The 15,582-nt window shown below is 53.2% G+C and carries 13 protein-coding genes; 4 read left to right on the plus strand and 9 right to left on the minus strand.

The annotated features are described in order from the left end of the window. On the plus strand, positions 1-163 hold a 163-nt coding region (locus tag H627_RS19885; RefSeq protein ID WP_162143244.1), incomplete at its 5' end, for an ATP-binding protein. Positions 164-316: 153 nt separating this feature from the next. Here the strand turns inward: H627_RS19885 and H627_RS20985 are convergent. The 6 genes from H627_RS20985 to H627_RS18795 all read right to left on the minus strand — a co-directional run bounded on the left by H627_RS20985 (position 317) and on the right by H627_RS18795 (position 8,655). Continuing rightward, positions 317-394 carry a DUF6903 family protein gene (locus tag H627_RS20985; RefSeq protein ID WP_373880569.1) on the minus strand — a complete coding sequence of 26 codons (78 nt, stop codon included), beginning with the start codon at positions 392-394 and terminating at the stop codon, positions 317-319. A gap of 207 nt (positions 395-601) precedes the next feature. Then, the gene (locus tag H627_RS0115415) at positions 602-2,983 is read right to left on the minus strand and encodes a phosphoketolase family protein (RefSeq protein ID WP_027829630.1); all 2,382 of its coding nucleotides are present in this window, start codon (positions 2,981-2,983) and stop codon (positions 602-604) included. A gap of 351 nt (positions 2,984-3,334) precedes the next feature. Then, positions 3,335-4,057, minus strand: coding sequence for a GntR family transcriptional regulator (locus H627_RS0115420; protein ID WP_027829631.1), 723 nt, complete (start codon positions 4,055-4,057; stop codon positions 3,335-3,337). A gap of 126 nt (positions 4,058-4,183) precedes the next feature. Further along, positions 4,184-4,948 (minus strand): aspartate/glutamate racemase family protein, encoded by a 765-nt coding sequence (locus tag H627_RS0115425; RefSeq protein ID WP_027829632.1) that lies wholly within the window; start codon positions 4,946-4,948, stop codon positions 4,184-4,186. Continuing rightward, on the minus strand, positions 4,949-6,514 hold the full coding sequence (locus H627_RS0115430; protein WP_027829633.1) for a UDP-N-acetylmuramoyl-L-alanyl-D-glutamate--2,6-diaminopimelate ligase: 1,566 nt from the start codon (positions 6,512-6,514) through the stop codon (positions 4,949-4,951). It lies immediately after the preceding gene. A 302-nt stretch (positions 6,515-6,816) separates the two neighbouring features. Beyond that, complete coding sequence (locus H627_RS18795; protein ID WP_051225490.1) at positions 6,817-8,655, minus strand: glycoside hydrolase family 13 protein; 1,839 nt, start codon at positions 8,653-8,655, stop codon at positions 6,817-6,819. A 189-nt stretch (positions 8,656-8,844) separates the two neighbouring features. Between H627_RS18795 and H627_RS0115440 the strand changes: the two genes are divergently transcribed. Genes H627_RS0115440 through H627_RS18800 form a run of 3 tightly spaced genes read left to right on the plus strand, consistent with a single transcriptional unit; the run spans position 8,845 to position 10,306 of the window. Further along, on the plus strand, positions 8,845-9,372 hold the full coding sequence (locus tag H627_RS0115440) for a ClbS/DfsB family four-helix bundle protein (protein WP_027829634.1): 528 nt from the start codon (positions 8,845-8,847) through the stop codon (positions 9,370-9,372). A 5-nt stretch (positions 9,373-9,377) separates the two neighbouring features. Next, complete coding sequence (locus H627_RS0115445; protein ID WP_027829635.1) at positions 9,378-9,686, plus strand: MazG-like family protein; 309 nt, start codon at positions 9,378-9,380, stop codon at positions 9,684-9,686. Further along, positions 9,686-10,306, plus strand: a complete 621-nt coding sequence (locus H627_RS18800; RefSeq protein ID WP_035441392.1) for a YdcF family protein — start codon at positions 9,686-9,688, stop codon at positions 10,304-10,306. The genes H627_RS0115445 and H627_RS18800 overlap by 1 nt, the downstream gene beginning before the upstream one ends. Before the next feature lie 65 nt (positions 10,307-10,371). Here the strand turns inward: H627_RS18800 and H627_RS0115455 are convergent, their stop codons facing one another. The 3 genes from H627_RS0115455 to glgD all read right to left on the minus strand — a co-directional run bounded on the left by H627_RS0115455 (position 10,372) and on the right by glgD (position 15,581). Beyond that, entirely contained in the window at positions 10,372-12,768 is a 2,397-nt protein-coding gene (locus tag H627_RS0115455; RefSeq protein WP_035441394.1) for a glycogen/starch/alpha-glucan phosphorylase, read from the minus strand. 63 nt (positions 12,769-12,831) lie between these two features. Next, the gene (glgA, locus tag H627_RS0115460; RefSeq protein ID WP_051225516.1) at positions 12,832-14,316 is read right to left on the minus strand and encodes a glycogen synthase GlgA; all 1,485 of its coding nucleotides are present in this window, start codon (positions 14,314-14,316) and stop codon (positions 12,832-12,834) included. A gap of 95 nt (positions 14,317-14,411) precedes the next feature. Beyond that, complete coding sequence (glgD, locus tag H627_RS0115465) at positions 14,412-15,581, minus strand: glucose-1-phosphate adenylyltransferase subunit GlgD (RefSeq protein WP_027829638.1); 1,170 nt, start codon at positions 15,579-15,581, stop codon at positions 14,412-14,414. Position 15,582: the final 1 nt, after the last annotated feature.

Genomic DNA, 15,582 nt, shown 5'->3' on the forward strand with positions numbered 1-15,582 from the left:
CTCCAAGTGGGGCGATACATTCGCCGACAAGACTCTGGCTAATGCCATTCTTGATCGACTGGTGCACCACTCCCGCGTGATTCGGATCAACGGCCGGTCATACCGCATGAAGGGCCATATCACAGAGCCCAAAGCGGACAAAGCACCGAATGATACTGGTTAGGCCTCTGGCCTAACTGAAGCATCACCACTAATTGGAAAGGAGAAACGCAGCTCAACTAAACCGGCAAAAAACAACATTTTCTAATCGGCAAAAAATGTCATTTTATCGTCGGCGTTGACATTCCCATGACGGCGGACACGCCTTTTTACGCTTCTATTGGTACTGCCAATTATACGCCCACAACTGGGCCAGCAGCCCAATGAGCATCACACCCAAGCCGGCATAGCCGATGACTAAGCCATGAAAAGAATGAAGATTTTTCTAGAAAGAGCCTCACAGGTACGTTGCATGTATGACGTGTCAACTGTACAAAAACACACCACGATCATCCCCTGAGTCGATAATCGTGGTGTGTTGGGTAATCATTCCCGGCAACTAGGAACAATTACAATTTTGTATGATTGGTTTTTGGTCGGTGTTAACTTCTAGGCAAACGGCCTACTTGATGCTCTTCCAAGTCCAGTCGTTGACTAACGGCATATCCGTACCGTAGTCGCGGATGAAGTTGTAGTGCTTTTGCAGAATGTCATCCATCTTGGACTCGAAGTCGCCAGCAGCAGCGCCATAAACAGCGTCAGCGGCATCCTTCGCCAGGTGGAAACGATCCAGTTCGTTCATAACCCGGATATCGAACGGTGTGGTAATGTCCCCGTTCTCCCGGTAGCCATGGATCCGCAGATTCTGGTTGTGACGGCCGAACCAGATATCCCGAATCAAGCCTTCGAAACCATGGAAGGCGAAGATAACCGGCTTGTCCTTCGTGAAGAAGGTGTCGAATTGTTCGTCAGTCAGGCCCCGCGGGTCAACGTCCGGACGACGCAGCTTGAGCAAGTCAACGACGTTGATGAAGCGGATCTTCAAATCAGGATATTCATCATGGAGAATGTCGATGGCGGCCAAAGCTTCCAGGTTCGGTTCAGTACCAGACGCCACAAAGACAACGTCCGGTTCGGAGTGCCCATCGTTAGATGCCCAGTCAATGATCTTCAGACCATTATCAACCAGTTGCTGCGCTTCCTCAACACTGTAGAATTGCGGGCGCGGATGCTTGGAGGCCACAACGATGTTCACGGTTTGTTCCATCCGCAATACCTTGTTCATGACAGCCAACAAGGTGTTGGTGTCTGCCGGCAGGTATTCGCGAATGTACTTGTCCTTCTTTTCCGCCATATGGGTCAAGATACCCGGATCTTGGTGGGTATAACCGTTATGGTCTTGTTGGAAGGAAGTCGAAACATCCAAGATGTTCAAAGACGGATACTTCTTGCGCCATGCCAGTTCGTCCGCCTTGCGGATCCACTTGAAGTGCTGGGTGAGCATGGAGTCAACGACCCGCAGGAATGCCTCGTAAGAAGCGAAGAAGCCATGACGGCCAGTCAATACGTAGCCTTCCAGGAAGCCTTCTGCCTGATGCTCAGACAATTGCGCATCCAGGACTCGGCCAGCCGGTGCTTCGAATTGATCATTCGGCTTGCGTACTTCTTCCATCCATTGCCGGTCAGTTACTTCAAAGACATGGTTCAACCGGTTGGACATCGTTTCATCAGGTCCAGTGATCCGGAAGTTATGCGGGTTGGCCTTGATGACGTCCCGGGCATACTTGCCCATTTCGATCATATCCTGGGCAACAGTCTTACCCGGGGTCGTGGTGTCAACGGCATATTGCTTCCAATCCGGCAGATCCAACGGCTTCGGATCAATCCCGCCATTGGTGATCGGGTTAACGGACATCCGCGCATCACCCTTAGGTGCGATTTCCCGCAGCTCAGGGAGCAATTCGCCGTTCTCATCAAACAGCTTCTCGGGTTCATAACTCTTCAACCAAGCAACCAAAGCATCGGCATGCTGCATGTCGCCTTGGTCGACAGGAATCGGCACCTGGTGCGCACGGAAGGAATCTTCGATCGGTTCGCCGTCCCATTCCTTGGGACCAGTCCAGCCCTTAGGGATGCGGGCAACGATCATCGGCCATACCGGACGCTTGGCTTCAGACGCCGGCTTCTTGCGTGCCTCGGTTTGGATACTCTTGATCTTTTCAATCGCCTTATCCATAGCCTTAGCCATTTCCGGATTCAGCTTGTCGGGATCGTCGCCTTCGACAAAGATCGGTTCCCAGCCGAGTCCTTCGAAGTACTTGGTCAGTTCTTCGTCAGTCTTACGGGCCAGAATTGTCGGGTTAGAAATCTTGAACCCGTTCAAGTTCAAGATTGGTAATACGGCACCATCATTGACCGGGTTGATGAAGACATTGGAGAACCAAGACGTAGCCAGCGGGCCCGTTTCAGCTTCCCCGTCACCAACAACAACGGCAGCGATCACATCCGGATTGTCCAGAATCGCACCTGTACCGTGAGAAATGGAGTAGCCCAGTTCCCCACCTTCGTGGATGGAGCCCGGTGTTTCAGCAGCAGCATGGGATGCCACACCACCCGGCCAGGAGAATTGTTTGAACAGCCGCTTCATGCCCTCTTCATTTTGGGTAATATGCGGATAAATATCCGAATAACTACCGTCCAAGTAAGAGTTGGAAACCATCACTTGACCACCATGACCGGGGCCTTCGATGTAAAACATGTTCAGATGGTACTTGTTGATGACCCGATCCAAGTGAGCATAGATAAAGTTCTGCCCAGAAATCGTACCCCAGTGACCAATGGGGTGGACTTTGACGTCTTCAGCCTTCAACGGGCGCTTCAGCAACGGGTTATCCTTCAGGTATAATTGCCCAACGGAAATATAGTTTGCTGCCTGCCAGTACTTCTTCAAGCGATCGAAATATTCAGGGGTTGAATATTGATCGGTGCTCATCTTTTGATCCAGCATTACAAAACCTCCTATTAAGTCGGTGGTGCTCAACGCCGATCCGCGACCGACCCCGGGCAACACATCATGCCTTGATTCATCTCCCATTATACCGGGTAAATGAAAGAAGTCAACCAATTTGTTATTTGGTACGTACCATTTCCTAAAAAGCACCTATAGATTCGTGTCGTTACCTGTCAGTATAGAACGTTAGTCAGAAAAAAGCGATTAAAAGGACTGGCTATTCGGCACCCTGGCGTAAACGGGCTCCGGCCGACAGAAGCTAAGGCAGAAGAGCCAAGGGACAGTAAACCTAAGTACGGGTTTACTGTCCCTTGGCTCTTTCTAACCGTCGGCCTGCGCCCTCTCTCAAGAAAGTGACACAAAAGAGTTATATTGCATGTAACGATAATGAATCCGCATCCGCGAGAACTCAATGGGCGTGCCGCTGTCGGTGAAGAAAATCCCCTCCATCAGGCCCACCGGTTCGGTCGGTTTGAGCTGCAATAATTTCTGATCTTCCTCGGTGGACGGTTCCGCAGAAATGTTCAGGAAAGACTTGGTGACCATCAGGTGCTGTTCTTCCTGCAAATAATTGTACAGTGACGACTGGATCACGCTTTCGTTCAGTTCCGGCACGAGCCGGATCGGCAAATAGCCGATTTCAATCATAAACGGCTGATCATCCACCAGCCGCAACCGTTCGATTCGGTAAACGAACTCGTTAGGCTGTAAGAAAAGCGACTCCGCCACTTCATCTTTGGCTTTCTGCACATGGAAATGCAGAACCTTAATCGATTGTTTCTGACCGTCTTTCACCAGACTGTCGGTGATCCCGATATTATCCCCGGTATAGTTAAACAGCGGGCGGCTCTTGAAGTAGAGGGGATTGACGAAGGTGCCTGATCCCTGCTTCTGAAAAATGATGCCGCGATTCACCAAGATGCCCAAGGCCCGCTTGATGGTGGACCGGGAAACACCGAATTGCTCGCTCAGTGTTCGTTCATCCGGTAAGCGATAATCCGAATATTGGCCGTGCTTGATCTGTGCGGTCAGTTCTGAATAGACCCGATGGTACGCTAAATCTGCCATGAATTTTTTGCCCTTCTTTCAATGGGCCCTTTAACCCCAAAATAAGAATGCTGCCAAAGGTCGCTCCAATTGGCCAATTGGACCCTTCCTTTGACAGCATACCATGAATTAAAACAGACAACAAACTTAGTGGGACAGCGGATCGTTAATTTTAACCAGCAGGGTGTAATCCACCGGCTCACCGGCCCGAATCGCAGTGGCCAAACGAATAGACTCATCCACAATGATACTTTGCGGATCAATGATCGGATACTCATGGTCGCTGGCTTTTTCTTGAGCCAAGGACAGCTCGGTACAGCCCAAAACGACTAAGTCGCAGCCCTTTTCGTCGATCATTTCCCGAAGAATGGTGTGGTAAAGCGTCGCGTCGACCTTGTTTTGTTCCTTAATATCCCGGTAAATCAATTCGGTCACTTGATCTTGGATCGGCCCGTTGCCGAGCACGACGTCATAGCCGGCATCTTCGATTTCCCGCTCATAAATGTGATCGGCCATCGTGCCGGCGGTGGCGATCAACCCGATTTTTTTTGCTTGGGGAAAACGCTTGGCCAATGTGCCCACTGCCACGTGGGGCATGTGCAGCAACGGAATATCCCCGGCAGCGGCCGCCAGTTCGCGGTAGAAATAATGGGCGGTATTACAGATGATCACCATGAAGTCAGGCTTCAAGGCCGCCTGCTGCTTGATGTCTGCCAGCAGCGCCGGATAAAAACTGGGCTGACTGTGGTCCAGAATATAACTAGTGCGGTCTGGGACCGTCGCGTGATTGACAAGGATGTAGTTCAGGTAGTCTTGATCCTGGTGGGCCGGCGTGCGCGCGGTAAGCAGCCGAATGTAGCTGTTGGTCGCGGGAGTGCCCATCCCGCCAATGACGGTGAAGAAATCTTCCATCTACTTATCTGCTCCTTTCGCCGCGGGCAGTTGATCGATCACTTGGCGCACGATCACCATATCGGTGGGGTACGGCGTATCGACGCCGCGCACCTTCTGGTACGGGTCAGCGCCCTTACCGGCCACAACAACGATGTCGCCGGGGTTGGAATCCAGAATTGCGTCGTGGATGGCCTTGGGCCGATCCAGTTCAGTCGTGACCCGGACTTGCTCGTGGTCAATGCCCCGATTGATTTCCGCCGCGATGTCCGCCGGATCTTCAAACCCGGGATCGTCGGTAGTCAAGAACACATCGCTGGCATATTGATTCAAGACCCGGGCAAAGTCCGCCCGGCGGGAGACGCCTTTATCCCCCGGCGCACCCAGCACCACGATGATCCGCGGGTGCTTGTACTGACGAATCAGGAAGGACAGCAAGGCGTGCATGCTGCCGTAGTTATGGGCATAATCCACGTAGACAGCGCCGTGGCCTGGGGCCAGTGCCGATTCCATCCGGCCCGGGATAGTAACATTCTTCAACCCTTCTTGGGTCTCATAAGTGTCTGCCCCAGCCAGCAGCGAGCCGATAATGGCCGCCGTGGCGTTGGATTCGTTATAATCCCCTACCAGCTTTAACTGGTAATCCCCGTGGACACCAAAACTGATTGCCTTGGGCGTCACCGGTGTAAAGGTGAAGCGGGATTCAAACAAATCGGCTTCGTGGCTTTCCATCCGGAAATCGATCGGGATATTATGCGGTTCTTGATAGTTGGCGTTGGCAAACAGGAAAATGCTGTCGGGATCCGTCGTGGTCGTCGCGGCCGCGTACACTTCGGGGAAGTGGTCGGTCTCGGCATTGATCACACAGACTCGGGAATTGACCAGCAATTGCAGTTTGCAGTGCAAATAATTAGCGAAATTGGGGTGCTCGTTGGGGCCAATGTGATCCGGCGTGATATTCAGGAAGAAGCCAACATCATAGGTCAGCCCGAACACCCGGGATTTCAAATACGCCTGGGAGGAGACTTCCATGACCAAGTGGGTCATCCCATTATCCACAGCGGACCGCATATCGTGGAACAGATCCAGCGACTCCGGCGTGGTCAGGTCCGATTTGAAGCGCTGATCCGGTTTGGGTCCAACGACTCGGTCAATCGTGGAGAACAGGGCCGTCTTGTGGTCGGTCATTTCGTCCAAAATGGACTTGGTGAAGTACGCGGACGTGGTCTTGCCCTTCGTGCCGGTATAGGCGATGATGAACAATTCATCCTGGGGATAGTTATAATACGCCGCGGCTAAGAGAGCCATGGCTTTTTGCACGTTGCGCACGATGAACGCATTCATGCCTTTGCCTTCCGGGTAAGGTTGTTCGGCCACGTACGTGATGGCCCCTTTGTCTTTGGCCATGGTCAAATAGATGGTGCGGAAGTTTTCCCCTTTGCAGAAGAATAAGCCGTTGGGCTGGACCTTCCGAGAGTCGTAGGACACGCTGGTCATGACGGTATCCATATCGCCTTGGATGGCGCTGCTTTTGAGCAGGTGGTGTTCTTTTAGAATTAACATACATGCGTTCAACGATAAAGCCATCGAATAAAGCCCCTATTCTGTCCGCGGAGACTGGGATAAAGTCGTCTTCTGACGCCGTGCCAATGCTACGCAACCTACGGCAGAATGGGCTGGAACGTGGTGACGGCGCTTGAAGCCCGCGAAAACCGCGGTCTTCAAGTCGCCTAACCACATCGGCGGCAAGCCGCCGTGTGGTTCCCACCACTGAGCCCATTCTGCCTCCGGCTGCTCCGCATTAGCACTAAGGACGCCAGGACTGAGACTTCATCCCAGTCTCCGTTTCTCTTTCATTACCAAAATTAGATGAGAAAAGTCACTGTTAATTATACCATATCGGCGGGGAGCCACTGGTAGCCGTAGGCGGGAATTGGTGTGGTTTGGATGTGCTGTTGGAGGTAGGCAGTTTGGTCGAGGGTAAGGTTGTCGGTGTGGAGCTGACGGATGTCAGCGAGGATGGGGATCTCGTTGGGGTTGAAGACGAGCAGAGCGTCGTGGCTGTGCTGCTGGACGTCAACGATGTGGCGCCAGATGCCGCCCCAGCGGTAGCCGTAGAAGGGGATGAAACTGGCATCGTTGGCCAGCGCCGGGTCGGTGCGGCGGCGCTGCAGCGCATCGGTATAGATTGCCTCCACGGCCTTATTGCCCTGCCCCCAAGGGAAGAAGCGGCGGTTGTCCGGGTCTTTGCCCCCGGTCACACCGACTTCATCCCCGTAATAGATACACGGTACCCCCGGCGTCGCAAAGAAGATGTTGACCAGCAGGGCCAGCTTGTTGGTATCGCCGCCCAGCGCGGTGAGAATCCGCTCCGTGTCATGGGTGCCGATATTGTTGAAGTTGTTCTGGAAAACACTGCGGGGATAATGCTCCTGCAGCGTCAGAGCCGCCTGCACCCAATCATCCACGGATTCTTGGCCATTGACCAAGGCCACTAGCTGGTTGCGCAGCGGATAGTTCATCACGGCCTGGAGCATCCCGCCCTCCAGATAATGGTGGCGGTTGCCGTACGCGATTTTGTTGGACGCGTCTTCCCATACTTCGCCAATCAATACCCGATCGGGATACTGGTCCATCGCGGTTCTGATCTGACTAATGAAGCTGTCCCGCAGTTCATCAGCCACATCCAGCCGCCAGCCGTCAACGCCGCGTTTCGTCCAATAGGACACGACGCCGGTTTTCGGATCCGCAATATAGTGATGAAAGCTCTCGGAATCTTTATTCACCGTCGGCAAATCGCCCACCCCCCACCAGGCATCATACTTGTTGGGGTATTGGGTGAACGTAAACCAGTCATAATACGGACTGCTGGGGGAATCCGTCGCCCCTTCCCGCGGTTCAAAGCTGTGGTACAAATCAAAGTATTTACTGTCGGCCCCCACATGGTTGAAGACCCCGTCCAGGATCACGTGCATCCCAGCCGCATGGACCGCCGTGAGGAAGTGGTCAAAGTCGGCCAGACTGCCCAGCATGCTGTCGATCTTTTCATAATCGGCCGTATCGTAGCGATGATTGCTGCGGGCGGCAAAAATCGGACTCAGAAACAGCGCTGTGACGCCCAGCTCTTGCAGGTACGGCAATTTTTGTTCGATGCCCAGCAGATTACCGCCATAGAAATCCCAGCGCACAATTTGGCCGTTAGCATCTTTAACATAGTAGGGCAAGTCGTTGTGGGTGCCATAGATAAAACTGTTCGGTTTCGGATTGTTAACATGCCCGTCAGCGTTGCCGTTGTTAAAGCGGTCGACAAAGATGTGGTAGAAAATTGCGTGGCGATACCAATCAGGCAAAGTTTCTTCTTTGCTGAGCACCGTCAACTGATAACAGCTGGTATTACTATCCCGGGTGGCCTCACCGGTGCCGCCGTATACTTTATCCTTGGGCGCATAATAGATTGCCTGCTGACCCGGATCCGTGTCTACGATGAAGCGGTAGAAATAAAGACCCGCACTAGGCGGCGTCACCTTGCCGACGTACCAATTATCGGCCTGAGGCTGCATGCGGACCCGCTGAGTGTTGGTCGCTTGCTCCCCATCCGGGAAAATTTCGATCGCCACATTTTGTACAGGCAGATCGGTCACTTGAATCCGCAAGGTCAGGGTCTGACCGGCGACAATCGCCCCGACTGCGTCGCGGCAGTCCCGGTTGAATGAATTATAAAAAATCATGATGAGCTCCTTTACGTTAACTGGTAGTGGTGTTTCTTTATTATACAATAACGATACTCAGTCATTATAGCCGCCCCGGCGCAAACTACCAATCTTAGCTTGGCCGTTAAGAAAATCTTACGGTCGCCAAAGGCAAACGCCGCACGGTATACTGAAAGGGAAGAACCCCCATAAAGGAGAAAATTGCCCATGCAAAGTTATGCTGACCAGCAAGCCTTGATCACGACCATCGATACGACCTACGCAAAATTCATTGCCGAGTTTGCGGCGCTGACGCCTGCTGATCGGGATCGGGTAATCGCGGGCGTCGACCGGACACCCGGCCAAATGCTGGCTTACAATATTGGTTGGACGGCCCTGCTGCTGGACTGGGAAAAGCAGGAACAGGCCGGGCAGACCGTTCAAATGCCGGCCCCCGGCTATCGCTGGAATGCGCTTGGTGGTTTATATCAACATTTCTATGACGCGTATCAGGACGAGGACTTGGCCGCTTTGCAGGCCCATTTGACCGCTAATGTCACGGCAATCACCGCCCGGATCGCTACCCTCTCCGACCAGGAATTCTTTGAACCCGCCCAGCGGCACTGGGCAACAACACCGGCCCAGTGGCCGCTGTGGAAATGGATCCACATCAACACCGTTGCCCCCTTCCGCACCTTTCGGACCCAAATCCGCAAATGGCAGCGGTTGGCTAACGCGACAGAACAGAAAGGATAACCAGGATGCAGTTAGACCTTAATACACTCCAAAAAGAAGTTTACCAAAATAAAGTGAATCACCATTTCAATGTCACGGACACCAATTTTGAACTGCTGCTGATGCACGGCGAACTGAACGAATTGTTCCGGGGCATTCTCAAGCATGACCAGGCCAATATCCAGGAAGAGATAGCCGACGTCGCAATTTATTTATTGGGCTTAGCAGAAATTCTGCACGTGGATCTGGGGCAGGCCATCGTGGATAAGCTGCATATTGACGAACAGCGCGTCTACGAGAAGGATGGCAGCAAGCATTTGAAAGGAACTGACTGATGCTTTTTTCTGAATTGAACCAGGCCGATTTGACTGAAGCGCAATGCACCGCCCTGTTGTTCCGCTACCCCGATGATGGGGCAGCCGGGGATGTGATCATGCTGGCTGGCAGCCGGATGGCCCGCACCCTGCGCCTGCCCACCGCGGTGGCGCTTTACCAGGCCGGGCGCGCCCCCCGGTTGCTGATTTCCGGCGGCCGCCGTTGGCAAGATCAGCCGGCAGGTGAATCCATGGCACTCGCATCCGCGGCAGAAGAAATGGGCGTTCCCGCCAGCGCTATTTTGACCGAGAATAAATCCCAATATACCTTAGCCAACGTCCGGTATTCTAAAGCCCTGCTGGCGGATACCATTGGGCTAGACCAGCTGCACCGCATTATTCTGGTCACCAACGCGTACCACATGAACCGCCTCTACCACATGATGCGCAGTTATTTTCCAGCGCATATTGCTTATAGTTTTCACGGTACCAGCGATCCTTATACGCGGGCCGATAACTGGTTTGCATCACCGTTGGGCCGCCGCCACGTGCACCACGAACTCAGCGGTCTGCAACAAGCGATTCGCAAGGGTGAAGTGAGCGATTATCCAGTGCCAGACGATGTTCTGGCCCAAGACTAAAAATACGGACAGGCGGTCGCACTTTTCAGCGCAACGGCTTGTCCGTATTTTTGCGGTCCTAATGATCAGTTAACGAACTGGTCCCGGGTCAGATGCCAAATGTCATCGCCATACCGGGCGATCGTCAAGTCAGACGAGAACTGGCCTGATTTGGCAATATTGATCGCGGCCATTTGATACCAAGCCTGCGGATCTTGATACAGCGTGGTGATCTTGTCCTGGGCCTTAGCATAACTTTCGTAATCGGCCAAGACATAATACTCATCGTTGTACTGCAACAGGGAATTATAAATGTCGCGGCCTTCCCGATCGATATTGGGGATCGTCCCATCAACCAGGGCGTTGACGACTTTTTGCAAGTGCTTGTCCCCATCGTAAATGGCCTGGGAAGAGTAGTTGGTGTACGCTGCTACTTCCGTCGCGGTCATCCCAAAAATGACAATATTGTCTTGGCCCACGGCATCCGCAATTTCGATGTTGGCCCCATCCATGGTGGCCAGTGTGATTGCCCCATTGGCCATCAGCTTCATGTTGCTGGTCCCAGAAGCTTCCTTACCGGCTAAAGAAATCTGTTCTGACACATCCGCTGCTGGAATGATCTCCTCGGCTTCGGACACACCATAGTTAGGGACAAAGATCACCCGCAACTGATCACCGACATCCGGGTCGTGGTTGATCACTTTGGCCAATTCGTTGATCATCTTGATGATCTCCTTGGCATAGTAATAGCTCGGGGCCGCCTTAGCGCCAAAAATGTGCACGCGGGGCACCGCCAGCTTTTGCCCGGCCTTGATCTGCTGATACTCATCGATGATGTACAGTGCATGGAGCAATTGCCGTTTGTAAGCATGCAGCCGTTTGATCTGCACATCAAAGATAGCATGGTCCGGATCGACGGAAATATCCAGCTTCTCGCGAATCTTCTTGGCCAAAGAACGTTTATTCTTGGCTTTAACTTCCTGCAGCTTCTTCAAGAACGTCGGATCCTTGGCAAAAGATTGGACCCCGATAATATCCAGCGGCCGGTGCTTCCAGTCGCCGTTCACTTCGGTATCCAAGAGCTTGGTCAGCGGCGGATTGGCAATTTGAATCCAGCGGCGCATGGTGACTCCGTTGGTCTTGTTGTTGAACTTCTCTGGGAAGATTCGGTACAGATCCTTCAAGACACTGCTTTCCAGTAATTCGGTATGCAGCTTGGCTACGCCGTTAACGGAATGGCTGCCGATCACGGCCAGATAGGCCATGCGCACGACGCCGTCACCCAGCGGTGCACAGCGGTTGACCCGCTCTTCGCCGTATACGGGAATCTGCAGCCCGCGGAAACGCCGATCGATTTCTTGAATGATCTGGTAAATCCGGGGCACGGTCTGGGCAACCATGTCCACCGGCCACGTCTCCAAAGACTCGGCCAGTAACGTGTGGTTGGTGTAACTCATGACCTTGGTGGTCAGGGCCCAGGCTTGGTCCCAGCTCATGAATTCTTCGTCCATGAGAATCCGCATCAATTCTGGAATGGCCATCGCGGGATGGGTGTCGTTGATATGGATCGCCACCGTGGCATCCATGTGGTTCAGGTTGCGGTGGTGCTTGCGGTAATGACGGACAATGCTTTGCACGCCGGCAGATACCAGGAAGTACTCTTGCTTCAACCGCAGCAAACGCCCAGCATAATTAGAATCATCCGGGTATAGGATTTCCGTGATTTCGTTGACATCTTCCTTTTGCTGCAAGTTGTAAGTCTTGCTCGGATCTGTGGGCAATTCCGCGCTCCACAGCCGGAAAGTATTGACGGTGTGGTTCAAATACCCAACAATACCGGTATCATAAGGCACTGCTAACACATCGGTGGTGTTCTCGTAATGGGGTACCAAGCGGCCAAAGGCATCCGGCGCCATCCAAACATTACCGCCGAAGCGGACCAAACAGGCCCGGTTTTCCCGCCGAACTTCCCAGGAATTGCCATTGCGCAGCCAATCGTCCGGCATTTCAACTTGAAAGCCGTTGTCGAACATTTGCCGGAACAGCCCGTACTGATACCGAATCCCATTTCCGTTCAGGGCCATGTGCAAGGCCGCCGCACTATCCAGAAATTCCGAACCGAGCCGGCCCAAGCCGCCATTACCCAGCCCGGGATCAGGCTCGGCATCGATGATTTTTTCGACATCCAAACCCATATCCATCAGACCGGTCGTGATCGTGTCAGTCAGTCCCAAGTTGAGCATGGTCGTTTGCAGCATCCGGCCGGGCAGAAACTCAATGGCGAAGTAATAGGCTTCCTTCACCCGGTCATTTTCATAGTGCTGACGGGTCTCCTTCAAATTGGGGGCATACTGCTCCCGCAATAGAATGGCTAAGGCTGTAAACTGCTGATGGGCGTCGGAGTCAGTGACGTCTTCGGCATACAGCCGCAGAATCATATTCTTGAACTGCTCTTTAAATTCATTCACCGTTAATTGTGCCAAAAATATCCCCCCAATATAGGGCACGCCGGCCACACTGGTGGTGGTCGGCGTGCAGTTGCATCGTCATTTTTGTGTCAGCAAACCCGTATACAGATCAATGTACGCCTGGGACGCATTCGCCCAAGAGAAGTTCTCCGCCATGGCATTCTGCTGCAGCTGAGCATAACTCTTCGGCTTGTTGACGTAAACATCATAGGCGTACTTCATCATATCTTCCAGTACATCAGCCCGATAATCATTGAACGAGAAACCGGTGCCTTGGCCGGTAAACTCATTAAACGGCTGAACGGAATCGCGCAGTCCGCCGGTGGCGTGGACAATGGGAATCGTCCCATAGCGCATCGCCATCATTTGGGCGAGACCCGACGGCTCAGTGGCGGATGGCATCAGGAAGAAGTCGCCGCCAGCATACATGGTTTGCGCCAGGTGGGAGTCAAACCGAATTTGGGCGGAAAAGGCACCCGGATAGCGGTAAGCGACCCGCTTGAAGGCTTCTTCCAGGTCATAATCGCCGGTCCCCAGGATGATGAACTGACAATTATGCTCCAGCTGGAAGCGATCCACCACGTCTACCAGCAGATCGGCCCCCTTTTGCCGGGTCAGTCTGGATACCATGACAAAGAGCGGCTCATTCGTTTGCGGCAAGCCGACTTCCTTTTGCAAGGCCGCTTTGTCCTTCTTCTTCCCCGCTAAATCCTTAGCGGAGTAATGCGCGGCCAAATGCGGATCGGTCTCCGGATCATACAGCTCCGTGTCGATCCCGTTTAGAATACCGGACAACTTCCAGGCATTCCAGCGCAGCACCCCATCCAAGCCGTGACCAAAAGCGGGCGTCTTGATCTCTTCCGCGTAGCTAGGCGATACTGTGTTCACCCGGTCGGCAAAGTTGATGCCGCCCATGAGCATGTTCACTCCGCCATTCTGGTTGAAGCCCATGGCATTGAAGTACTGGCGGCCCATGGCAAAGACGGAATCCAAAATCACGGCATCGTATTGGCCCTGGAATTCAATATTGTGGATCGTCAGCACGGTGCGAATATTGCGCAGCGGCTCGATCCAGCTGAATTTGTCGTGGAGCAGGACGGGAATGAACGCCGTCTGCCAGTCGTTGACGTGGAGCACATTGGGAATGAACTTAACGAATTGCAGCATTTGCAGCACCGCTAAATCAAAGAAGCCGAACCGTTCGGCATCATCCCAATAGCCGTAAAGGCCATCCCGGCCGAAATACTGGAGATTGTCAATGAAGTAGTACTGGACATCGCCCAGCTTCATTGTCAGAATACCGCAATACTTATCTTGCCAACCGACCTTCACCGTCATACTGCCCAAAAATTGGAGCTGGCGCTGATATTCAGCCGGCATCAGCTTACTGTAATACGGCAGTACAACGCGAATATCCACGCCATGCTTCGCCAGTGCCTTGGGCAGCGCATAGGCGACATCGCCCAAACCGCCGGTCTTAAAGAACGGTGCGCCCTCACTGGCGGCGAACAGAACCTTTTCCCGAGACGGCTCCGGCGGAACTGCTGGTGCCGGCTGCTGGATACGCTTCGGCGTCGGCGTCTGGATTTGCTTTGGTGTCTGGGTCTGGATTTGCTTTTGCGCTTGTTTCTTGGTTTGCTTCTGATTGCGTTTCTGAGTCACGATTGCAGCACCTCTTCCGCCGCGCTTTGGTCAAGGATCGTGGTTCCTTTCTTCAAGACGATCGGTGCTTCCGGCGTACCGATCAGCTTCACATCCGGACCGACGACACAGCCCTTATCCATGATGACATATTCCACGTCGGCGCCATTGCCGATCCGCGAGCCCTGCATGATGATGCTGTGCAGGACTTGGGCGTCGTGGTCCACGTACACATTCCGGAACAGGACGCTATCCCGCAGCTTGCCGTAGACCCGGCCGCCGGTGCCCAGCAGCGAACTGAAGACATCCGCTTCCGGCGCGAAGTAAGTCGGTGCTTCGTTCTTGTTCTTGGTGTAAATGGCCCGCTGACTGAACAGCAGAGAATGGAACTTCTCTTCATCCAGCATATCCATGTTGGCCTGGAAATAACTGGGAATGTCGTGAATCGTAGCGCAATACCCGGTGTACTCAAAGGCATTGGCTTGCGCCGTGGTAATCTCTTGGTGAATCAATTGGGGCAGACGAATGAACTTGCCGGAATTTTGCACGCGGCTGAGGAGCTCGATCAAATAGTCCGTCCGCGTTAGATACATCTGCATACTGATTGGCTTGGTGTGATTCGATACCCGTTCTTTGACGTCTTTGCTCGGGGCAAAGTCAACCACTTCATTGTCCGCATCCAAAACAAAGGCTTCTTGTTCCGGATTGGCGGTCGCGGTCGGAACACTGCGGTAAACCGCCGTGATCGGGTTCGGCGATGCTTGGTGGAACTGGAGCAAGGCACTCACATCAATGTTCGACACATGCCGAGCCCCGGTAATAAAGACATACTCGCTCTTGGATTTGATCAAGAAGGTCAAATAATTGTCGTAGTAGCGGTGAATATTGGTTGGATCATCATAATCCCGGGTGGCCACATACGGGAAAGTAAAGACCCCGCCGGTGATCGTGTCCATATCCCAGGCTTGACCGGAACGAACATGATCTTCTACACTGCGGGAAGACTTAGGCAGGAAGATGCCGACGGTGCGAATGTCGGCGTTGCTGATGGCGGATAACGGAAAATCGACCAACCGATATCGGCCAGCAAACGGCATGGTCCCCACCGGCCGTTCGTCCGTTAAGGGCGCCAAGGCTTCGCTGGGTTCATTCAAATCGATAATGGCACACATATCTTGTTTACGCATG

Origin of the sequence: Schleiferilactobacillus harbinensis DSM 16991, assembly GCF_000425885.1 — a bacterium.
Classification (GTDB): domain Bacteria; phylum Bacillota; class Bacilli; order Lactobacillales; family Lactobacillaceae; genus Schleiferilactobacillus; species Schleiferilactobacillus harbinensis.